Genomic DNA, 22,421 nt, shown 5'->3' with positions numbered 1-22,421 from the left:
AATCTGCCGGTTGGCTCTCCAAGAACTCTCTCGGTCCGCTCTTACGCCGCGGGCCAACTCTCTGCGTAGCAACTCCCATGACTGAGCGTGTGCTTGAGACCCCGTATCGTATGTGTCTATGCGTTTCGGCATTCTGGGGAACCTGGCCGTGTGGCCCGCGGACGACCGCCCGGCACACCTGCCCGGCCACAAGGTCCGGACGCTGCTGGCGGTGCTGTTGGTGCACGAGGGGCGGCCGGTGTCGGCGGACGCGCTGGCCGACGTGCTGTGGGGCGACGAGCCACCCGGCAACCTGATCGGCGCCCTGCACACGACCGTGTGGCAGCTGCGCCGTGCGCTGGAGAAGGCCGAGTCCGGTGCGGGCACCCGGGTGGTGGTGTCCCGCCCCCCGGGCTACCTGCTCGACGTGTCCGACCACGACGTGGATGCCCGCCGGTTCGAATACCGGCTGCGCCGGGCCCGTGCCGCCACCGACACCCGCGACCGCGTGTCGATCCTGGGTGACGCGCTCGCCGAGTGGCGTGGACCGGCGCTTGCCGACTTCACCGATGCCGAGTTCGCCCGCCCGGCCATCGCCCGTCTGGAGGAGCAGCGGCTGACTGCCCTGGAGGACCGGGCGCACGCGATGCTGGAGTTGGGCGAGCACCGCCTCCTGGTCAGCGAACTGGCCGACCTGGTGGTGCGTCACCCGATGCGGGAGCGGCTGCGCGCCGCGCACATGCGGGCCCTGTACGGCAGCGGCCGGCAGAGCGAGGCGCTGGCCGGCTTCGACGAGCTGCGCGAGCTGCTCGCCGAGGAACTCGGAGTGGAGCCGGGCACCGAACTGGTCACGCTGCGGCAGTCGATCCTGGAACGCGACCCGGTGCTGGCGCCGTCGCCCACCCCGATCACCACCACCGCGCGTCCGGTGACCAACCTGCCCGCGCCGGTCAGCGGCCTGATCGGCCGCGACGCCGCGGTGGTGCAGGTACGGGCCCTGCTGGAGGCCAGCCGTCTGGTGACGCTGCACGGCATCGGCGGAGTCGGCAAGACCAGTCTCGCGCTGGCCGCCGCCCGACAGGTCGCCGGTCAGTACCCGGACGGCGTGTGGCTGGTGGAACTGTCCATCGTCGCCGCCGGCCCGGACGAGCCGGACCCGTTCTCCGCCGTCGCCGACCAGGTCGCCATCGCGCTGGGGGTGCGGACGACCGCCCGGGAGGACTGGCTGATCAGTGCCGTACGGGCCAAGCAGATGTTGCTGGTGCTGGACAACTGCGAACACGTGGTCGCTGCCGCAGCCCAGCTGGTGGGGCTGGTGCTGCAGGCCGCCCCGGGAGTACGGGTGCTGGCCACCAGCCAGGAGCCGCTGGGCATCGCGGGAGAGCGGTTGTGGACGGTGCCGCCGCTGGCGCTGCCCACCTCGTTGGCGCAGGCCGCCACGTCCAGCGCGGTGCAGCTGTTCGTGGCCCGAGCCACCGACGCGTCGGCCGGGTTCGTGCTGGACGAGAGCACCGTCGAGGCGGTCGATGCGATCTGCCGTCGCCTCGACGGCCTGCCGCTGGCCCTGGAACTGGCCGCTACCCGGGTGCGGGCCCTCGGGGTGCACGAACTGGCGGCCCGGCTGGAGGACCGGTTTGCCCTGTTGACCCAGGGAATGCGGGGTGCGCCGGCCCGGCATCGGACCCTGCGCGCCGCGCTCGACTGGACCTGGGAGCTGTTGACCGAGCCGGAACGGGTGGTGCTGCGCCGCCTCGCGGTGTTCAGCGGTGGCTGCCCGCTGCAGATGGCCGAGGACGTCTGCGCCGGCGGTGTGGTCGGCCGCGCCGACGTGCTGGACCTGGTCGCCCGACTGGTCGACCGTTCGCTGGTCACCGTGACCGACGTCGCCGGGGTACGCCGCTACGGCCTGTTGGAGTCCGTCGCCGCCTACAGCGCCGAGCGGTTGCGGGAGGCCGGCGAAGAGGCTGACGTCCGGTTGCGGCACGCCCGCTACCACGCGGACCTGGCCGAACGGGTGCTGCCGCACCTACGCGGACCGAGCCAGCGCCGGTGGCTGGAACGGATGGACGCCGAACGGGCCAACTTCCGGGCAGCACTGGACGCCGGGGCCCGGCTCGGCGCGAACGGTCTGGCCCTGCGCATGGTCAACGCGCTGGCCTGGTACTGGTTCCTGCGGGGCCGGCTGGCCGAGGCCAAGCGGGCGTTCAGCGTCGCCCTCGACGGCTCACCGACCGACGGCGGCTCCCCGCGCGCCACCGCCCTGGCCTGGCAGGCGGGTTTCGGGCTGCGCGCCGGAGATGCCAGTTACGACCTCGACCGGTTCGACGAACTGGAGAACGAGGTGGCCGATCCCGTGGACCGGGCCATCGTCCGGTGGTTCCTGGGGTTCACCCGGATCGGATTCGGTGGCCAGGACAGCGCCGAGAAGTACCTGGACCGGGCGCTGGGCGAGTTCCGCAACCTCGACTACGCCTGGGGGACCGCGGCGGCGCTGGCCGCGCTGGCCACCCGCAGCATCCTGCGGGGAGATCTCGACGCCACCCGTCAGTACGGCGAGGAGAGCGCGGCCCTGTTCCGCGACCTGGGTGACGGCTGGGGCCGGCTGCAGGCCACCGATGCCCTGGCATCGCTGTCCGAAGTGCTCGGCCGCTACGACGAGGCGGCCCGCCTGCACCGCGATGGGCTGCGGATCGCCGAATCCCTGGGGCTGTGGAACGAGGCGTCCACCAAGATGTCCGGGCTGGGCCGAATCGCGCTGCTCGGTGGCGACTACCCGCAGGCGCGTGAGCTGCATGAGCGGGCGTTGCGGCTGGCCGCCGAGCAGAGCTACACCTTCGGGCAGCAGTTCGCCGAGGTGGGCCTCGGCCTGGTCGCCCGCCGCGAGGGCCGCCTCGACGCGGCCGAGATGCACCTGCGGCGCTGGCTCGACTGGTGCCGACAGCTCGACGGCGAGTACGGCGTCGCGCTGATCCTGGCCGAACTCGGCTTCGTCGCCGAGCAGCGCGGAGACGCCGAGACCGCGCTGCGCCTGCACCGTGAGGGCAGTGTGGCGGCGTGGGGGACCGGTGACCCGCGGACCATCGCGCTGTCCCTGGAGGGTGTCGCAGGCACCTACTCGCTGCTCGGCGACCACGAACGCGCGGCGCTGCTGTCCGGCGCCGCCCAGGCGGTCCGCGCGGGCGCGGGCGCGCCGTTGCCCCCGGCGGAGCGCGGCGACGTGGACCGGATCACCGCCCGCGGGGTCGCCGCCGTGGGCGATGCCTTCGCCAAGCACGTCGGCGACGGGCGGCTGATGGAGTTGAGCGAGGCCCGGCGGCTGGTCTTCGGCGACTGACCCACGGCCGCAACGTTAATCGTCCGGTAATCGGCTGCCCTTCGCGCGCCCATTCGCCGGTCGGTGAACCCGCGATGACCGGACACGACAGGAACTCACGATATACAAGACCTGTCGCTCGCTAAAACCGCGCGGGCCGCAGATCTTCGATATCCGCCGGAACCTTTCCTGATCGGAGACGGTAAAGATGACCTCTTCTCCTGGCGCGCCCGAATTCGCGGACTCCTATCTGGTCGAAGTGCTGACCGAGTTCGGTCTCGCGCTGAAGTACGTCCGTGCCCGCGGGAACACCCTGTACTACCTGGCCGACGACGGCACCGAGGTTGGGGTCTTCGACGCGGCCAGCGGATTCGGCTCCCTCATGTTCGGCCACAACAACCCGGAAATCGTCGAGCACGCGAAATGGCTGCTCGACCAGCAGACCCCCGTGCACGCGCAGTTCTCCGGCTATTCCTTCGCGCTCAACCTGGCCGCTGAGCTCAATGCCGTCATCCGGCGCGAGTTGCAGACCGACGACAAATTCTTCGCCCTTTTCGGTAACTCCGGTGCCGAGGCCGTCGAAATCAGCATCAAGCACGCCGAAATGGACCGCGGGGCGCGCATCGCCGAGCTGAAGGCGGAGATCGACACGCACGTGGAGCAGGCGCGCACCGCCGTCGCCGACGGCGCCCGGCTCTCCGCCGACGCGGCCGCCCTGGTGGGCGGCGCCGACTTCGACCTGCTGGCTGCCGAGGTGGCCCGACGCAACGCGCAGACCGAGGCCCGCCCGCCGCTGTTCCTCGCCCTGGAGGGCGGCTTCCACGGCAAGCTGGTCAGCAGCGTCCAGCTCACCCACAACGCCGAGTTCCGGGGCCCGTTCAAGGCGCTCGCCGCGCAGGCCCGCTTCATCCCCCGTGACCGTCCCGAGCTGATCGCCAAGGTCGTCGAGGACGAACGGGCCACCCTGCTCGACATCACGGTGCAGGACGGCGTGGTCGACCTGGTCGAGCGCGACTTCCCGGTGTTCGCCGCCTTCCTGATCGAGCCGATCATGGGTGAGGCAGGCATCTTCCCGCTGTCGGCGCAGCTGGCCGGCGCACTGCGCGAGGCGTGCGACACGATCGGCGTACCGCTGATCTCCGACGAGATCCAGTCCGGGATGGGCCGCTCCGGCACCTTCCTCGCCGGCACCCAGATCGGCCTGAAGCCCGACTACATCATCCTGGCCAAGGCCCTCGGCGGTGGACTGGCCAAGCTCGGCGTCGTCCTGGTCAACGAACACCGCTACCGCAAGGACATCGAGCTGATCCACACCTCCACCTACGGCCGGGACGGCTTCTCCAGCCGACTGGCGCTCAAGGTGCTGCAGATGCTGGAGGCCGAGGACGGCAAGGCGTACCAGTTGGCCGCCGAACGGGGCGCCAAGGCCAAGGCCATGATGGAGGCGATCAAGGCCGACTACCCCGATGTCGTCAGGGAGGTGCGCGGCGTCGGCCTGATGCTCGGCTTCGAGCTGCACGACCAGTCCAACTCGTCGTCACCGGAGATCCGCGAGGCCGTCGAGCACGAGGCACTCGCCTTCATCATCGGCGGCCACCTGCTGCGCAAGCACCAGATCCGGATCTTCTCCACCGCCAGCAACCTGGAGACGATGCGCTTCGAGCCGTCGATCTACCTGTCCGACGAGGAGATCGCGCGGGTGGACGCCGGCTTCCGCGACATCTGCCAGATCCTGCGCGACCAGGACGCGAGCCGGTTCGAATGACCAGCCGGCTGAGCATCCCGGTCATCGACACGGCCGGACGTGACATCCACGGCGAGGGCGAGCGCCTGCGTGCGCTCGGCCGGGCCGTCCAGGTGCTGCTGCCCGGCGACGTGACCGCGTGGTGGGTCACCGACCACGCGCTGATCAAGCAGCTGCTCACCGACGACCGGGTCTCCCGGGACACCTACCAGCACTGGCCGGCCTGGGGTGGCGGCGAGAGCGAGCTGGCCCGTACCTGGTCACTGGCGATGTGGGTGGCCGACCGCAACATGATCACCGCCTACGGCGCCGACCACAAACGCCTGCGCAAGCTGGTGGCCCGGGCGTTCACCGCGCGCCGCACCGAGGCGATGCGCCCGCGCATCGAGGCGGTCACCGCCGACCTGCTGGCCGACCTGGGCCGCACGCCCGCCGGCCAGGTGGTCGACCTGCGGGAACGGTTCGCCTACCCGCTGCCGGTCGAGGTGATCTCCGCGCTGCTGGGCATCCCCGACGAGATCCGCGGCCCGCTGCTGCGCACCGTGCACGAGATCATGGACACCGCCGCCACGCCCGAGCAGGCCAAGGCCAACGAGGTCGAGCTCTACCGGCTGCTGCACGAGCTGGTCGAGATCAAACGCCGCCAACCCGGCGACGACGTCACCACCGGCCTGATCCAGGCACACGACGAGGACGGCGGTGGGCTCAGCGAACGCGAGCTGGTGGACACCGTGCTGCTGATGTTCACCGCCGGCCACGAGACGACGGTGAACCTGCTCGACCAGACCATCGTCCTGCTGCTCAGCCATCCCGAGCAACTCGACGCCCTGCGTCGCGGCGACCTGGACTGGGCGGACGTGATCGAGGAATCGCTGCGCCTGCAGACCCCGTTTCCCAACCTGCCGCTGCGGTACGCGGTCACCGACATCGACCTCGGTGACGCCGTCATCGCCCAGGGTGACCCGATCGTCATCGCCTTCGGCGCGGGCAACCGCGACCCCGGCGTGTACGGCGACACCGCCGCGCAGTTCGACCCGTTGCGGCCCACCCGCCGCGACCACCTGGCATTCGGCTACGGCGTGCATCGCTGCCTGGGCGCGCCGCTGGCCCGACTGGAGGCGGCGATCGGCCTGTCCGCCCTGTTCGACCGGTTCCCGGACCTGCGTCTCGCGCAACCGGTGGACCAACTGCGGCCGCTGGGCTCGTTCATCTCCAACGGTCACGAGACGTTGCCCGCACTGCTGACCCGAGACGAAGGAGACCCCCGATGAGCGAGGTGCTGGACGCGGTCCGCAACATCGTGCCGAGGCTGCGCGACAACGGCCTGGAATCCGAGGAACGACGCTGGATCCTCGACGAGAACACCGAACTGCTCGACAAGGCAGGCGTGTTCCGGCTGGCCGTGCCGAAGCGCTTCGGCGGCCTCGACGCGCCGCTGCCCGAGCAGGTCGCCGTGCTCACCGAGATCGCCCGCGGCTGCGGTTCCACCGCCTGGGCCGCCGTGGCGTGGGTGTCCACCGCCTGGATGGCCACCCTCTACCCGGACCAGACGCAGGAGGAGATCTTCGCCGGCGGCTCGGTACGCATCTCCGGCGGCTTCACCCCGACCGCGAAGGCCGTCCCGACCGACGGCGGCTACCTGCTCAACGGCTCGTGGCGGTTCAACTCCGGCTGTCGGGGCGCCCACTGGGACCTGCTCGCCGCGATCGTCGAAGAGCCGGACGGCACCGAGACCGAGGTGTTCGCCATGGTGCCGATGTCCGACCTGAGCATCGCCGATGACTGGCACGTCACCGCCGCAGCCGCCACCGGCTCGTCGACCACCACCGCCCGGGACCTGTTCGTACCCGCGCACCGCGTCGTGACCGGCGAGGAGGCGCTGACCACCGGTGCCCCCGGCCGCACCCCCACCGCACCGGGCCGCTCCTACAGCCTGATCAGCTACGTGGTGGCCGAGTCGGCGGCCGCCTACATCGGCATGGCCAAGGCGGCGCTTGAGCTGTTCCTGGAGCGGCTGCCCGGACGCGGCCTGGCCTACACGTCCTGGACCGACCAGCGGCAGCACCCGCTGATTCAACACCGGGTCGCCCTGGCCGCCAACAAGATCACCGCCGCCGAGACGCTGTCCGCGTCCTACGTGGACATGCTGCAACGCCGCGCCGACGCCGGCGAGGACCCCACCTGGGAGGAAAAGGCCGCCGTGCGCGGCCAGGCCGGCACCGCGATCCAGCTGGTCAAGGAGGCCGTGCAGGACCTGCACACCATCGCCGGGGCCTCCGCGCTGAGCAAGTTCGCGCCGTTCCAGCGCTTCCACCGCGACCTGCTCGGCCTCACCACACACGGCCTCATGTCCCCGGACATGAGTCTGGAGGTGCACGGACGGGTCCTCGTCGGACTCGATCCGGACACACCTTTCCTGTAAATCCAACCCACCAAATCCCACAGGGGACGACACCAATGAGCAACACCACATTGTCCGGACTGCCGCTCACCCGGCGCGGCGTCCTGACCGCGGTCACGGCGGCCGCCGCCGCGCACACCATCCTGCGTCCATCGCAGGCCTCGGCGACCCGCAGACGCCACGCGTACGACGTCATCGTGGTCGGCGCCGGCTTCGCCGGCATCACCGCGGCACGGGACCTGCGGCGCAAGGGACTGCGCGTGCTGATCCTGGAAGCACGCAACCGCATCGGCGGACGCACCTGGACCAGCACCTTCCAGGGCGAACAGGTCGAGATGGGTGGCGTCTGGGTCGACCCGATGCAGACCCACGTGTGGCAGGAGATCGAGGACCAGGGCATCGGCCTCGTCGCCGACCCGGAGGCCGACCGGGCGCTGTTCCCGACCGCCACCGGCTTCGGCTACTTCAGCCCCGAGGAGGCGTTCGGCCGGCAGGGTGAGCTGCTCACCCAGTTCTGCGAACAGGCACCGCAGGTGTTCTCCGACCCGACGGACCCGATGGCCCAGGCCGACGTGCTGCGCCTCGTCGACTCGTACAGCATCCGCGACCGACTCAACGCCATGGGCCTGAGCACCCTGGACGAGAAGTGGCTCTCCGGGGCCACCGGCGGGCTCGGCGGGGGATCCGACCGCGGCGCGTACACGCAGTTCCTGCACTGGTGGGCGCTGTGCAACTACAACGCCGAGCAGTACTACGGCATCAACACCTTCCGACCGGCCGGCGGCATGACCGGACTCGCCCAGGCCATCCTGAACGAGGCGGCAGCCGACCTGCGGCTCAACTCGCCGGTGCGGTCCATCACCGACAACGGCCGCGAGGTGACCGTCCGCACCAGGGCCGGCATGTCGTACACCGCCTCCTCGGTCGTGGTCGCGGTCCCGGTGAACGTCTGGAACACAATCGATTTCGCACCGGGCCTCAGCCTGCAACGGCGGCGCGCCTCCAGCGAGACCTTCGGCGTGCCCGGCGCGCAGAAGTTCTGGCTGCGGCTGCGTACCTCGCTCGGCAACACCTACGTGCACACCCCCGACGGATACCCGGTGGACACCCTGGTGCCGATCAAGCAGCTCGCGGACAGCCAGCTGATGGTCGGGTTCAGCAACGACCGTCGGCTCAACGTCAACAACGTGGCACAGGTCGAACGTGCCGTACGGCTGGTCGTGCCGGACGCGAGGGTGCTGGCCGTCAAGGGCCAGAACTGGGGCGCCGACCCGTACGCGCGCGGCGGCTGGTCCTTCCGCCGGCCCGGCCAGCTGACCGGGCTGCTCGACGCGATCCAACGCCCCCAGGGCCGGATCTCGTTCGCCACCAGCGACATCGCCAGCGGGTGGAGCGGCTACGTGGAAGGGGCGATCGAGTCCGGACTGCGCGCGGCCGAACAGGTGACGCACTACGCGTTCAGGTGACCGGATCCCGGCCGGTCCCGCCCGTGCCAACCGCATCGCGAGGAGGAACAGTGGAATTCGACTACGTGGTGGTGGGGGCGGGATCGGCCGGGTGCGCGGTGGCCGCCCGGCTGTCCGAGGATCCGACCGTCACCGTGGCGCTGCTGGAAGCCGGCGGCCCCGACGACCATCCGGACATCCGGGTCCCGCTGGGCGCCCTGGAGCTGATCGGCTCCGAGCTCGACTGGGACTTCGGCACCCTGCCCCAGCCACACCTGGGCGGCCGGGAGGTGCGCTGGCCGCGCGGCCGGGTGCTGGGCGGCTCGTCGGCGACCAACTTCCAGATGTGGGTGCCCGGTCACGCCGAGGACTTCACGTCGTGGCCGCCGTCCTGGTCGTGGGAGCAGGTCCGGCCCTGGTTCCGCCGGGCCGAGCACTGGGCGGGCCCCGCCGAGGACAGGGGAGCGCTCGGCACCGGCGGCCCGTTGTGGATCTCACCCCAGCGAGACCCGGACGCCAGCAGCCTGCGTTTCCTGCAGGCGTGCGCGGAGGTCGGGCTCGCGCCGGTCGACGGCGGGCTGGCCGGTCCAGACAACCGTGGGTACGCGCTGACCCCGGTCACCCAGCGCGACGGCGCCCGGTGGAGCAGCGCGGACGGGTACCTCCGGCCGGCCCTGCACCGCCCCAACCTGACCGTGCTCACCGGCGCCCAGGCGCACCGGGTGCTGATCGACGCCGGCCACCGCGCCACCGGCGTGCGACTGGCCGACCGGACCGTCACCGCCCGCCGCGAGATCGTGCTCAGCGCCGGGACGGTCGGCTCGCCGCACCTGCTGCTGCTCTCCGGCATCGGCGACCCGGACGACCTGCACGCGGCCGGGGTGCGCCCACAGGTGGAGCTGCCCGCCGTTGGACGCGGCCTGCACGACCACATGATCCTCGATCTGGCGGTCCGGGCCGATGACGCGACCCGCTTCCTGCAGGACGGCCGGGAACGCTACCAACGCGATCGCATGGGCCCGCTGACCTCCAACATCGGCGAGGCGGTGGCGTTGCTGCGGGCCGACGGCGCGGCGGGCGCACCGGACGTGGAGCTGATCTGGTCCCCGATGGCGTTCGACGACACCGGCACCCCGATCCCCGGCTACACCCTCGGCGTCGTGCTGCTGCGCCCCCGCAGCCGGGGCCGGCTCACCCTGGGCAGCGCCGACCCGCACACCCCGCCGCGCATCGACCCGGGTTACCTCACCGACGACGCCGACCTGCAGACCTTCGTGGCGGGCGTCCGGTTCGCCGAACGGATCCTCGACTCCGCGGCCCTGCGCTCCCTGCACCAGGGGCCGGTGGTGCCGTGGCCGGCCGACGGCACGGTGGCCGAGTACGTCCGGCAGCGGGCGCAGACGGTGTTCCACCCGGTCGGCAGTTGCCGCTTCGGTGACGTGGTCGACGCCGACCTGCGGGTGCACGGCGTGACCGGGCTGCGGGTGGCCGACGCGTCGGTGATCCCCGAGGCGCCGCGTGGTCACACCCACGCCCACGCCGTGATGATCGGTGAGCGCGCCGCGGACCTGATCCGCGCGTCCGGGGTGTCGCACCCGGCAGCGCAGGAGGTCGTCGACGAGCGTCCCGTGGCTGCCCGGTAACCCGCATGGAACGCTGCGTGAGAGGTTGATTACCGGGAATCAGAATTGATGCCGTTGAATGTGTTGTGGTGCGCCGAACGTACCGATCCCCACCCGGAAGTGAGGACACGATGACCCAGACCGACGTGAGCAACCTGAGCCTGGAACTGACCGACGACCCGGAGACCCAGAACGCGGTCTTCCTGGCCGCGTTCAACTCCGGCCGGGGTGACCTGTTCGACCTGCTCTACCGTTCGGACGCGATCTCCAACCTGTCCGGCCAGCCACTCACCGGCGCGGCCCGCACCGAGGCGATCACCAAGCTGCTGGCCACCGGCCCCAAACTGCACTCGGTGGTGCGCGACTCCGTCGTGGCCGGCGACACCTCGCTCATCATCGTCGGCTTCGAGCTGGAGGTGACCGCCGCCGACGGCACCCGGCAACGGATCACCGGCCGCTGCACCGACGTGCTGGTCCGCGAACCCGACGGCAAGTGGATCATGGCGGTGGACCGCCCGGTGGCCGAGCACACCGAGACCCTCGGCGCCTGAGGCCGCAGCGGCTTGCGTCCCGCCGTCGGTCGGGACGTGGGCCGCGCCACCACGGCGGGAAGGACCGCACATGGATACGGCCACCAACGCATCCCTGGTCGGCGCTGCCCAGATGCGCTCGACGATGTCTCAGTTCGCCACCGGCGTCGTGGTTCTCACCGTCGGCGGCGACCACCTGCACGGCATGACCGCCAACGCCTTCAGCTCGGTATCGCTGGAACCACCCATGGTGCTGTGCTGCGTCGGCAAGAACGCGGTGATGCACCGGGCGATCACCGGGTCCGGCCACTTCGCGGCCTCCGTGCTCCGGGCCGGGCACGAGACGTACGCCCGGCACTTCGCCAGCCGCGACCGACCGCTGGGCAGTGCACAGTTCGCGGTGGGCGACTGGATGCCCGGGGCACTCACCGGCGCGCCGCTACTCACCGACAGCCTGGCCTGGGTCGAGTGCGCGCTGGCCGACGTGTACGAGGCCGGGGACCACTCGGTCTTCCTGGGCAGGGTCATCGGCTCCGGCCACCGCTCCGGCGCCGGACTGCTGTTCTTCGACGGCGAGTTCCACCCCACGACGACCTGGCCACCCAGCACCGACGCCGGCCCGACGGACAGCATCTGACAACCCTGCCGACCCACGGCCCCCGGGAGGCGCGCAGCCGCACCGGGACCCGGCCGAAGCACCCGAACACCAACAGGCGGACAGCGGCGCCTGCCGCGTGACGCCCCCGACCGTCGGCCTTCAAGACCACGACCAGGTCTTGAAGGCCGACGTCACGGTCTTGAAGGCCGACGTCACGGTCGTGACGGTCGACGTCACGCAGAACCCGAACTCACCGACAGCCTCCGAGAACGTCCCCGACGCCTTCTTCCGTGTGTCGGCACCACCCGGTGGGCCCGCACGACGACGGCCGCCGATCGCGATGATCGGCGGCCGCCACCCCGGCTGATGTGGAGGAGATCAGCCGGTCAACAAAGTCGGGTCGTTGGCGCGGATCAGCGCGCACACGTCGGTCAGCCCGGTCACCAGGCGGGCGATCGCCTCGTCGGTCACCGCGAGGGACGGCTGGAAACGCAGCGTGTGCGGCGCGCTGGCGGTCGGGAACACCCGAATCCGGTGCGCCCGCAGCAGCCGCCCCGCGACCATGTAGCCGAAGAGGCCGTTGCGAGCGAAGTCACGCACCACCCCGGCCGGCGCGTCGGTCTGGTCACGGAACTCCAGACCCCGCATCAGGCCCCGACCCCGCACCTCGGCCACCACGTCCGCGTTGGCCTCGGCCACCCCGTCCAGGGCCGCCCGCAACGCGTCGCCGCGTTCCCGCACGGTCCGGTACGCCTGCCCGCCGTCCGCCTCGAGCAGGTCGACGACGGCCAGTCCGATGTGACACGACAGCGCGTCCTTGGCGAACGTGGAGCTGTGCACCAGCTCGAACTCGGGCTGGTAGCGGTTGTCCCGCACCAGCAGCACGGCGTTCTTCACAAGCCCGCCGCCGATGCTCTTGGCCAGCAGCACGTAGTCGCCGAGCAGCCCGGCCTGTGCGCCGGCGAAGAAGGTGCCGGTGCGACCCACGCCGGTCTGGATCTCGTCCACCACCACGGGGAACCCGCCGGCCTCGGCGGCCTGGCGGATCTCGGCCGCCAGAGCGGCGTCCAGCGGCCGGATGCCGCCCTCGCCCTGCACCGGCTCGGCGAAGAACGCGGCGATCACCGGCAGGTCCCGCTCGACGAGCCGGACAGCGCCGTCGCCGGACTCCAGGTCGAACACCGTGACCCGCTCGGCCTCGACCGCCTTGGCCACCGCGCCCGGCCGGTCCACCGGCACGAACCGGGCTGGTGCGGCAAGCGTCCGGAACGGCAACCGGTAGGCCGGATTGTGGGTGAGCTGCACGCTGGCCGCGAGCTTGCCGTGGAAGGAGTTCTCCAGGGTCAGGTACACCGGTCCGCGAGCCAGCTGGGCCATGTTGTGCTGCCGGACCGCGGCGATCAGCCCGTCCACGCCGGTGAACGCACCCAGTCGGGCGGTGGCCGCGTCGCCGGGCAGGCCGGCTCCGGCCGCCGCGGCTGCCCGGGCATCGTCCAGGTGCGTGTCGATCTCGGCGGTCAGCGCGGCGACCCGCTGACCGCGTTCCATCTCGGCGTGCTTGAGCGCGCACTCGGCCGCCTCGGCCCCGGTGTTGGCGAAGATCGCCCGGTAGGGCTCCGCGATGCCGAACTCGCGGTGCAGCACCCGGTTCAGCGAGGCGGCCAGGTCGTTGGCGTACGGGTGCCGGGAGAACTGCGCGTGCACCGGCACCTGGCGCTCCAGCAGGTCGTGCAGCAGCCGGGTCAGGGTCGGATGGTGGTGACCGAAGATCAGCGACCCGTACCCCCCGACGAAGTCGTCGACGGCCACCTCGGCGCCGGTGTCGTCGACGAAGTAGAGGGTGTCACCGCTGGCCCGGGAGTAGGGCACGGCCAGGCCCAACTGGTCGAGTAGTCCGCCGAGGTGCGCCTCGGCCAGCTCGGGGAGCTCGGTGGTCACGGCGGCCACCTCAGACACTGTCGCCGTAGGCGTTGTCGACCGCGTAGCGCCACTTGCCGTCGGCGCCCCGGCGCAGGACGTCCAGCCCCGTCCCGGTCAGGTGCGTGGTGCCGCCCGCGCCGTCCGGGTGATCGATGCTCCAGTCCACCACGAGCAGCGCGGCGTCGCCGGCCACGTACGACTCGCGCAGCTCGGCGCGCATCGACGGGCGGGACGCGACGAACTCGCGTACCGCGTCGACGTGCTCCTGGCCGCGCAGCGGCTTGCCCGGTTCCCAGATGGTCACCGCGTCGTCGGTGTAGAAGCTGAGCACCGTCTCCGCGTCGCCGGAGTTCATCGCGTTCACGTACCGGGCGGTTACCTGTCGGGCGTCGTCGGCCAGCTGGGTGCCGTCCACTGAGGAGGTCATGCGTACACACCTGCCTTTCGGTAGTTGGGCACAACATAGAAGCCATGGGTGACTGTGCAGTCACTCAGCGGTAATCGTCATTCCATCGACGGTCATCGAGAGAGTCGAGCGACTGGAGCGTGACTGAGCACTGACGCTCCGTCGCCGATCCATTGATAGAAACGGATCAACCGCCGACTGCGGTTCCCAGGGGAAGCGACGAAGGGCAACCGAACGCGATGACCCATGACACGCACGCCGACGCCCCGACCACCGACACACCCGGCGCCCCGCACACCGCCGACACCGCGGTGGCCGTGGTCGGACTCTCCTGCCGCCTACCCGGCGCGGCGGACCCGGAGGCGTTCTGGGAACTGCTGGCCCAGGGCCGCGACGCCGTCACCGACGCACCCGCCGACCGCCGCCCCTCCGGCGACGACCACACCCCGGGCGCCCTGCGCGGCGGATTCCTGGACCGGCCCGGCGACTTCGACGCCGCCTTCTTCGGCATCTCCCCGCGCGAGGCCGCAGCCACCGACCCCCAGCAGCGGCTCGTCCTGGAACTGGTCTGGGAAGCCCTGGAGGACGCGGGCATCGTCCCCGCCGACCTGGCCGGCACACCGACCGCCGTCTACGTGGGGGCACTGCGCGACGACTGGGCCGGCCTGATCCACCGCGCCGGACCGGACGCGGTCACCGGGCACACCAACACCGGCACCCACCGCGGACTCATCGCCAACCGCGTCTCGTACGCGCTGGATCTGCGCGGCCCCAGCATGGTCGTCGACACCGCCCAGTCGTCGTCACTGGTCGCCGTGCACCTCGCCGCCGAGGCCGTCCGCGCCGGCACCGTTCCGCTGGCCGTCGCAGCCGGGGTCAACCTCAACCTGCTCGCCGACGGCGTGCATACCGCGCAACGCTTCGGAGGACTGTCCCCGGACGGCCGTTGCCACACCTTCGACGAACGCGCCAACGGCTACGTCCGCGGCGAGGGCGCGGCCGTCGTGGTCCTCAAACCCCTGACGCAGGCCCACGCCGACGGCGACGACGTCCTCGCCGTCCTGCACGGCAGCGCGGTCAACAACGACGGCGCCACCCCCGGACTGACCGTGCCCAGCGCAGACGCCCAACAGCGGATGCTGACCCGGGCGCACACCGCCGCCGGCATCGACGCCGCCGACGTGCAGTACGTGGAACTGCACGGCACCGGCACCCCCGTCGGCGATCCGATCGAGGCGGCCGCGCTCGGCGCCGTCTTCGCCGCCGGCCGCGACCCGGCCGACCCGCTCCTGGTGGGCTCGGTGAAAACCAACATCGGCCACCTCGAAGGCGCCGCCGGCATCGCCGGACTGGTCAAGGCCGTGCTGAGCATCCGGCACCGGATGCTGCCGCCCAGCCTGCACTTCGCCCGACCCCACCCGGCCATACCCCTGTCCGAACTGCGACTGCGGGTCGCCACTGCGCACAGCCCGTGGCCGCACCCCGACCGGCCGCTGATCGCCGGGGTGAGCAGCTTCGGCATGGGCGGCACCAACTGCCACGTGGTGATCGGCGAGCCACCACCGTCGCCAGCGTCCACCCCGACCGACCCCCTGCCGGCCGGCCCCGCGCTGGTCACGCTCTCCGCCCGGACCGCGCCGGCCCTGCGCGAGCAGGCCACCCGGTTGCTCGAGCACACCGGCCGCCACCCCGCCACCCCGCTGGCCGGCCTCGCGCACGCGCTGGCCACCTCCCGGACCGCCTTCCGACACCGGGCCGCGGTGTGGGCGGACGACCACGCCGAGCTGACCGCCGCCCTCACCGCCCTGGCCGACGGCACGCCCTCGGCCCACCTGGTCACCGGCGAGACCGCCACCCATCCCGGCGTCGGAGTGCTGTTCACCGGCCAGGGCGCGCAACGCATCGGGATGGGCCTCGGGCTGCGCACCGCATTCCCCGTGTACGCCGCAGCCTTCGACGAGGTCTGCGCACACCTCGACCCGCTGCTGCCCCGCCCGCTGGCCGACATCATCGGCACCGGTGACGGGCTCGACGGCACCGACCTGGCCCAGCCTGCGCTGTTCGCCGTCGAGGTCGCCGCGTACCGCCTGATCGAGTCCTGGGGGGTCACCACCGCCCGGCTGCTCGGCCACTCCATCGGTGAGATCGCCGCAGCCCATGTCGCCGGGGTGCTGTCGCTGCCCGACGCCTGCACCATGGTCGCCGCCCGCGGCGCACTGATGCGCGACCTGCCCGCCGGGGGCGCCATGATCGCCGTGGACGCCCCGCCGGACGGACTGCGCCCGTTCGTCGACGCCACCCCGGACCGGCTGGCCGTGGCCGCGGTCAACGGTGTGCGGGCCACCGTGCTCTCCGGCGCCGGCGCGGAGATCGACGCGGCCGCCCAGGCCCTGCGCGCCGCCGGGCACCGAGTCAAGCGGCTCACCGTCAGCCACGCCTTCCACTCACCGCTGATGGAACCGATGCTGCCCGCCTTCCGCCAGGTCGTCGCCGGGCTCACCCTGCGACCGCCGCGCCTGCCGGTGGTCTCCACCCGCACCGGTGGCCTGGCCGCGGACGCCCTGACCACCGTGGACCACTGGGTCGCCCAGATCCGCGAACCCGTGCTGTTCGCCGCGGCCGTCCGCGCCGCCGCCGACGCCGCGCCCACGATGATCGAGGCCGGTCCGGACGGCGTCTGCGCGGCCCTGGTCCCCGGCTGCGGACTCGACGACGGCACCGTCGTCGCGGTGCCGCTGCTGCGCGCCGGAACCGACGAAACCCGGTCGGCGCGCACCGCCCTGGCCCGGCTGCACGTGCGCGGTGTCCACACCGACCCGGCGGTCTGGGCGCCGCCGGTCGGACGGCGGCCGCGGCTGCCCACGTACGCCTTCCAGCGGCAGGACTTCGGCACCGGCCCGGCCGCCGCGCCCGCGCGCCCGCCCACCCCGGCCGCACCGCCCACCCCGACGGCAGCGCCCGTCCCGACGGCAGCGCCCGTCCCGACGGCAGGGCCCATCGAAACGCCGCGGATCGACACGTCGGCGCTGGTGGCCGCGCACGTCGCGGCGGTCCTCGGCGTGCCCGACCCCGACCTGGTCGACCGCCAGGCCACCTTCCGCGACCTCGGCGTCGACTCGCTGATGGCCGTCGAACTACGCGACGCGTTGGCCGCCGCGACCGGCGCCACGCTTCCCACCGGCCTGCTGTTCGACCACCCCACCCCGGACGCCCTCGCCGCCCACCTCGCCGGCCGCACCCCCGCCGCCACGGGCACCGACGCCACGGCCGCCGCCGGCGAGCCGATCGCCATCGTCGGCATGGCCTGCCGCTACCCGGGCGGCGCCGACACCCCGGACGCGCTGTGGCAGCTGATCGTCGACGAACGCGACGCCGTCGGACCGTTCCCCACCGACCGTGGCTGGCCCGCCGCCCTGTTCCACCCCGACCCCGACCACCCCGGCACCAGCTACGTGCGCGAGGGCGGCTTCCTGCCCGACGCCGCCGCGTTCGACCCCGCCTTCTTCGGCATCTCGCCCCGTGAGGCGCTGGCCATGGACCCGCAACAGCGGCTGCTGCTGCTCACCGCCTGGGAAGCCCTGGAACGCGCCGGCATCGACCCGGAATCCCTGCGTGGCAGCCGCACCGGGGTGTTCGTCGGCGGCACCGGCGGCGACTATGGCCCCCGCATGCACGACGGCGGCACCGCCGGCGAGGGCCACATCCTCACCGGCACCACACCCAGCGTGATGTCCGGGCGCATCGCCTACCACCTCGGCCTGGCCGGCCCGGCGCTCACCGTGGACACCGCCTGCTCGTCCTCGCTGGTCGCCCTGCACCTGGCCGTCCGGTCGCTGCGCAGCGGAGAGTCCACGACCGCTCTGGCCGGCGGCGTCACCGTGCTCGCCACCCCCGGCATGTTCCTGGAGTTCTCCCGCCAGCGCGGCCTCGCCCCCGACGCCCGATGCAAGTCGTTCGCCGCCGCGGCCGACGGCACCGCCTGGGCTGAGGGCGCCGGCCTGCTGGTCCTGCAACGACTCAGCGACGCCCGCCGCGCCGGACGCCCCGTGCTGGCCGTCATCCGCGGCTCCGCGGTCAACTCCGACGGCGCCTCCAACGGACTGACCGCCCCCAGCGGCCTGGCCCAGCGCCAGGTCATCCACACCGCGCTGGCCGACGCCGCACTGGCCCCGCACGACGTCGACGCCATCGAAGCACACGGCACCGGCACCGCCCTCGGCGACCCGATCGAGGCCGAGGCGCTGGCCGCCGCGTACGGGCCCGGCCGCGAACGTCCACTGTGGCTGGGCTCGTTGAAGTCGAACATCGGCCACACGCAGGCCGCCGCCGGGGTCGCCGGCGTCATCAAGCTGGTGCAGGCCATGCGCACCGGCACCCTGCCACGCACCCTGCACGTGGACGCGCCGACCCCCCGGGTCGACTGGGCGGCCGGCCCGCTGCGCCTGCTCACCGAGGCCCGCCCGTGGCCGACCGACGCCACCCGCCGGGCCGCCGTCTCCTCGTTCGGCATCAGCGGCACCAACGCCCACCTGATCCTGGAACAGGCACCCCGCGACCCGGACCCGCAACCACCCGCCGAGGTGCCCGTACCCTGGCTGATCAGCGCCCGCGACCCGGACGCTGTCGCCCGGCAGGCCGGCCGGCTGCACGCCGCACTGACCGCCGGCGACGCCCCCCACCCCGCCGCCGTGGCCCGCACGCTGGCCGGCCGGACCCGGTTCCCGCACCGCGCCGCGGTCGTCGCCCGCACCCACGCCGACCTGCTCGCCGGCCTGACCAGCCTGGCCACCGGGACGGACGACGCCCGGGTGGTCCGTGGCCTCGCCGAGCGGCCCGCCCGCGTCGCGTTCGTCTTCGCCGGCCAGGGCGCCCAACGGCCCGGGATGGGCGCCGAGCTGGCCGACGCCTTCCCCGTCTTCGCCGCCGCGCTGCACGAGGTCGCCGCCGCCCTGGACCCGCACCTGGACCGCGCGTTGACCGACGTGCTCAGCGCCGAGGACGTGCACCGCACCCGGTACGCCCAGCCGGCGCTGTTCGCCGTCGAGGTTGCCCTGGCCCGGTTGCTGGCCCACCACGGTCTGCGACCGGATCTGGTCGCCGGTCACTCGGTCGGCGAGGTGGCCGCCGCGCACGTGGCCGGGGCACTGACCCTGCCCGAGGCGGCCGCCCTGGTCGCCGCACGCGGCCGGCTGATGGACCGGGCCCGCTCCGGCGGGGCGATGCTGGCGGTGCAGGCCAGCGAACAGGAGGTGCAGGCCACGCTGGCCGCGTACCCGCAACTGAGCCTGGCCGCGGTCAACGGACCGATGTCGGTGGTGCTCTCCGGTGACCCCGACCCGATCGTGGAAGCGGCCGCACACTGGGCCGTCAAGGGCCGACGCACCCGGCGGCTGCGCGTGAGCCACGCCTTCCACAGCGCCCACATGGACGAGATCCTCACCGAGTTCGCCGAGGTGGCCGCAGCCCGCGAGGTCACCGAGCCGCAGGTGCCGTTCGTCTCCACCGCGACCGGGGACCGGCTGCCCGGCGACCGGCTGGCCGACCCCGCCTACTGGACCGGCCAGCTGCGCGGGACGGTCCGGTTCGCCGACGCGGTGACCAGCCTGCGCACCCTCGGAGCCACCGTCTTCGTCGAGGTGGGACCGGACGCCGCGCTGGTCCCGGCGATCCTGCAGACGCTTGGCGACGCCAACGCCACCGTGATCTCCACCGGTCGCGCCGGCCGCCCGGAACCGGAGACCGCCATCCTGGCCGTGGCCGCCGCACACACCGCGGGCGCCCCGCTCGACCCCACCTCGATCGGCGTCGGCTCACCGCCGGCGGACCTGCCCACGTACCCGTTCCACCTGGACCGCTACTGGCTCGCCCCACGCACCTCGGCCGACCCGACCGCACACCCGCTGCTGCACACCACGGTGGACCTGGCCGACCGCGCCAGCCTGGTCCTCGCCGGGGAACTGTCCCGGTCGGACCTGCCGTGGCTGGCCGACCACGTGATCAACGGCGCTGCGCTGGTGCCCGCCACCGCGTTCCTGGAGATGGCCCGGGTGGCCGGCGAACGGGCCGACGCGACCCGACTGGACGAGCTGACCCTGGCCGCCCCGCTCGCCGTCCCCGCCCAGGGCACCCTGCAGGTCCAGGTCAGCGTGGACGAACCGGACCCCGACGGCGGTCGCCGCTTCACCGTCCACGCCCGGGCCGACAGCGGCGCGGCCCCGCAGGACTGGCGACGCTGCGTCACCGGCCGACTCGTCCCGACCACCGTCGCCGGCACCGGGCCCGCGGACGCGCCGTGGCCGCCGCCGGGTGCGGTCGAGGAACCCATCGCTGACCTTTACCCCCGGCTCGCCGAGGCCGGCTACGACTATCGCGGCGACTTCACCGCGGTCCGCCGGCTGTGGCGGGTCGGCGACGAGGTCTGCGCCGACCTGGAACTGCCCAGCGACGCCGACCCCGCCCGCTACCGCATCCACCCGGCGTTGCTCGACGCCGCCCTGCACCCGGTCGTGCTGCAGGCCGCATCCCGCACCGCCCCGGGCCGCATCCGGCTGCCCTTCACCGTCACCGGCGCCGATCTGACCGGCACACCCGGCCACGCCCTGCGGGCCCGGATCACCCCGGCCGGCCCCGACACGGTGACCGTCACCCTCACCGACGCCACCGGCCGCCCGGTCGGCCGGATCGAGGGGCTCACCCTGCGCGAGGTGGACACCCGCGACCTGGCCGCCGCCACCGGCGGCACCGGCGGGCTCTGGACACTCGGCTGGCAACCACTGCCCGCCCCGTCCCGCCCGGCCGACCCCCGCGAGGTGCTCACCCTGGACGGTGACGACGACCCGCTGACCGCCGTCCGCACCGCCCTGCACACGGTGCGCGAACGGCTCACCGGCCCACTCACCGTGGTGACCCGCCACGCGGTCAGCACCCCCGGCGACCCCGCCCCCGATCCGGCCGGCGCGGCCGTCTGGGGCCTGCTGCGCAGCGTCCAGGCCGAACATCCGGACGTCACCCTGGTCGACCTCGGCGACGGCACCGGCCCGGAGGCGGTGGCCGCCGCCGTCGCCGTCGGCGAACCGCAGGTCGCCGTGCGCGGCGGCACACTGCTGGCACCCCGCCTCGGCCCGGCGCCCGCCACCGGGGACGCACCGGTGATCGATCCCGCCGGCACGGTCCTGATCACCGGCGGCACCGGCGGGCTGGGCCGGCTGATCGCCGAGCACCTGGTCACCACGTACGGGGTGCGTCACCTCGTCCTGGTCAGCCGACGCGGCCCGGACGCCCCGGACGCCGCCACGGCCACCGCCGCGCTGCGCGAGAACGGTGCCGAGGTCCGCGTGGTGGCCGCCGACGTCACCGACCGCGACGCCGTCGCCGCCGTGCTGGCCGCCATCCCGGCCACGCACCCGCTGACCGCGATCGTGCACGCCGCCGGAGTGGTCGACGACGCCACCGTGGCCACCCTCACTGACGAGCAACTGGACCGGGTGTGGCGAGCCAAGGTGGACGCTGCCCAGCACCTGCACGACCTGACGGCCGACCAGCCGCTGACCGCGTTCGTGCTGTTCTCCTCGATCGCCGGGGTGCTGGGCACGGCCGGGCAGGCCGGGTACGCGGCAGCAAACTGCGCCCTCGACGCCCTGGCCGCGCACCGGCACGCCGCCGGGCTGCCCGCCACCTCACTGGCCTGGGGCCTGTGGGACACCACCACCGGGATGGGCGCGGCGCTGCGGGACGCCGACATCGCCCGCTGGGCCCGGCTCGGCATCGAACCGCTGACCCCCGCCCACGGCCTCGCCCTGTTCGACCGGGCACTGCGCTCACCCGAACCGGTCCTCGTGCCGGTGGCCCTGGAACCGGCCCGGCTGCGCACCGACGACCCGCTGCCGGCACCCCTGCGCGCGCTGGCACCGGCCCGTCCGCGCCGGGCCGCCGCGCCCCCGAGCGGCGACTGGGCGGCGCACGCCGCCAGGCTCGACGAATCGGAACGGCACGCGTACGCGCTGGACACCGTCCGGACCGCCGCCGCCGCGGTGCTCGGCCACGACAGCCCGGCCGGTGTGCTGCCGGAGGTGCCGTTCCGCGACGCCGGCTTCGACTCACTGACCGGAGTCGACCTGCGCAACCGCCTCACCGCCCTCACCGGCCTGCCACTGCCGGCGACGCTGGTCTTCGACCACCCGACCCCGGCCGCAATCGCCGAATATCTGGTCGCAACGGTCAACGGTCCCGCCACCGAGCAGGCCCCGGCTGCGGTGGTGGTCGCCGATGAGGATCCGGTCGTGATCGTCGGGATGGGTTGTCGTTTCCCGGGGGGTGTCACGTCACCGGATGGGTTGTGGGATCTGGTGGTGGGGGAGCGGGATGCTGTCGGCCTGTTCCCGGAGAACCGGGGTTGGCCGGCTGATCTGGTCGATCCGGATCCGGAGGCGGTGGGGAAGTCGTATGCGGGTGAGGGCGGCTTCC

Annotated in this window: 11 protein-coding genes; 9 read left to right on the top strand and 2 right to left on the bottom strand. The window is 73.0% G+C overall.

The window, feature by feature from the left end; translation table 11 throughout:
* Positions 1-118 precede the first annotated feature (118 nt).
* The 8 genes from Vgi01_RS26745 to Vgi01_RS26710 all read left to right on the top strand — a co-directional run bounded on the left by Vgi01_RS26745 (position 119) and on the right by Vgi01_RS26710 (position 11,671).
* Positions 119-3,313 carry an AfsR/SARP family transcriptional regulator gene (locus Vgi01_RS26745; RefSeq protein ID WP_204292922.1) on the top strand — a complete coding sequence of 1,065 codons (3,195 nt, stop codon included), beginning with the start codon at positions 119-121 and terminating at the stop codon, positions 3,311-3,313.
* A gap of 187 nt (positions 3,314-3,500) precedes the next feature.
* Entirely contained in the window at positions 3,501-5,057 is a 1,557-nt protein-coding gene (locus tag Vgi01_RS26740) for an aspartate aminotransferase family protein (RefSeq protein WP_233196578.1), read from the top strand.
* Complete coding sequence (locus tag Vgi01_RS26735) at positions 5,054-6,307, top strand: cytochrome P450 family protein (protein ID WP_126713204.1); 1,254 nt, start codon at positions 5,054-5,056, stop codon at positions 6,305-6,307. The genes Vgi01_RS26740 and Vgi01_RS26735 overlap by 4 nt, the downstream gene beginning before the upstream one ends.
* Positions 6,304-7,458 (top strand): acyl-CoA dehydrogenase family protein, encoded by a 1,155-nt coding sequence (locus Vgi01_RS26730; protein WP_204292921.1) that lies wholly within the window; start codon positions 6,304-6,306, stop codon positions 7,456-7,458. Before Vgi01_RS26735 ends, Vgi01_RS26730 begins: the two co-directional genes overlap by 4 nt.
* Positions 7,459-7,493: 35 nt before the next feature.
* Positions 7,494-8,903, top strand: a complete 1,410-nt coding sequence (locus Vgi01_RS26725) for a flavin monoamine oxidase family protein (protein WP_102656262.1) — start codon at positions 7,494-7,496, stop codon at positions 8,901-8,903.
* Positions 8,904-8,953: 50 nt separating this feature from the next.
* Positions 8,954-10,525 carry a GMC family oxidoreductase gene (locus Vgi01_RS26720; RefSeq protein WP_204292920.1) on the top strand — a complete coding sequence of 524 codons (1,572 nt, stop codon included), beginning with the start codon at positions 8,954-8,956 and terminating at the stop codon, positions 10,523-10,525.
* 110 nt (positions 10,526-10,635) lie between these two features.
* Positions 10,636-11,055, top strand: coding sequence for a YybH family protein (locus Vgi01_RS26715; protein WP_013733172.1), 420 nt, complete (start codon positions 10,636-10,638; stop codon positions 11,053-11,055).
* A gap of 70 nt (positions 11,056-11,125) precedes the next feature.
* Complete coding sequence (locus tag Vgi01_RS26710; RefSeq protein ID WP_204292919.1) at positions 11,126-11,671, top strand: flavin reductase family protein; 546 nt, start codon at positions 11,126-11,128, stop codon at positions 11,669-11,671.
* Between the two features lie 339 nt (positions 11,672-12,010).
* Here Vgi01_RS26710 and Vgi01_RS26705 read toward each other — a convergent pair whose 3' ends face one another.
* On the bottom strand, positions 12,011-13,570 hold the full coding sequence (locus Vgi01_RS26705) for an aspartate aminotransferase family protein (protein ID WP_204292918.1): 1,560 nt from the start codon (positions 13,568-13,570) through the stop codon (positions 12,011-12,013).
* A gap of 10 nt (positions 13,571-13,580) precedes the next feature.
* On the bottom strand, positions 13,581-13,979 hold the full coding sequence (locus Vgi01_RS26700) for a YybH family protein (protein ID WP_239089176.1): 399 nt from the start codon (positions 13,977-13,979) through the stop codon (positions 13,581-13,583).
* Positions 13,980-14,197: 218 nt separating this feature from the next.
* Between Vgi01_RS26700 and Vgi01_RS26695 the strand changes: the two genes are divergently transcribed.
* The coding region (locus Vgi01_RS26695) for a type I polyketide synthase (RefSeq protein ID WP_204292917.1) at positions 14,198-22,421 on the top strand (8,224 nt) is incomplete at its 3' end.

This window comes from Micromonospora gifhornensis (genome assembly GCF_016863515.1).
Lineage (GTDB): Bacteria > Actinomycetota > Actinomycetes > Mycobacteriales > Micromonosporaceae > Micromonospora > Micromonospora gifhornensis.
Note: the sequence above shows the minus strand (reverse complement) of the source record. Positions and strands in the feature narration are given on the sequence as shown.

Excerpts from the sequence above, each read along its gene's own strand:
- Vgi01_RS26735 (WP_126713204.1), top strand. The coding sequence starts at position 5,054 with ATGACCAGCCGGCTGAGCATCCCGGTCATCGACACGGCCGGACGTGAC.
- Vgi01_RS26745 (WP_204292922.1), top strand. The coding sequence starts at position 119 with ATGCGTTTCGGCATTCTGGGGAACCTGGCCGTGTGGCCCGCGGACGAC.
- Vgi01_RS26715 (WP_013733172.1), top strand. The coding sequence starts at position 10,636 with ATGACCCAGACCGACGTGAGCAACCTGAGCCTGGAACTGACCGACGAC.
- Vgi01_RS26730 (WP_204292921.1), top strand. The coding sequence starts at position 6,304 with ATGAGCGAGGTGCTGGACGCGGTCCGCAACATCGTGCCGAGGCTGCGC.
- Vgi01_RS26700 (WP_239089176.1), bottom strand. The coding sequence starts at position 13,979 with ATGACCTCCTCAGTGGACGGCACCCAGCTGGCCGACGACGCCCGACAG.
- Vgi01_RS26740 (WP_233196578.1), top strand. The coding sequence starts at position 3,501 with ATGACCTCTTCTCCTGGCGCGCCCGAATTCGCGGACTCCTATCTGGTC.
- Vgi01_RS26725 (WP_102656262.1), top strand. The coding sequence starts at position 7,494 with ATGAGCAACACCACATTGTCCGGACTGCCGCTCACCCGGCGCGGCGTC.
- Vgi01_RS26710 (WP_204292919.1), top strand. The coding sequence starts at position 11,126 with ATGGATACGGCCACCAACGCATCCCTGGTCGGCGCTGCCCAGATGCGC.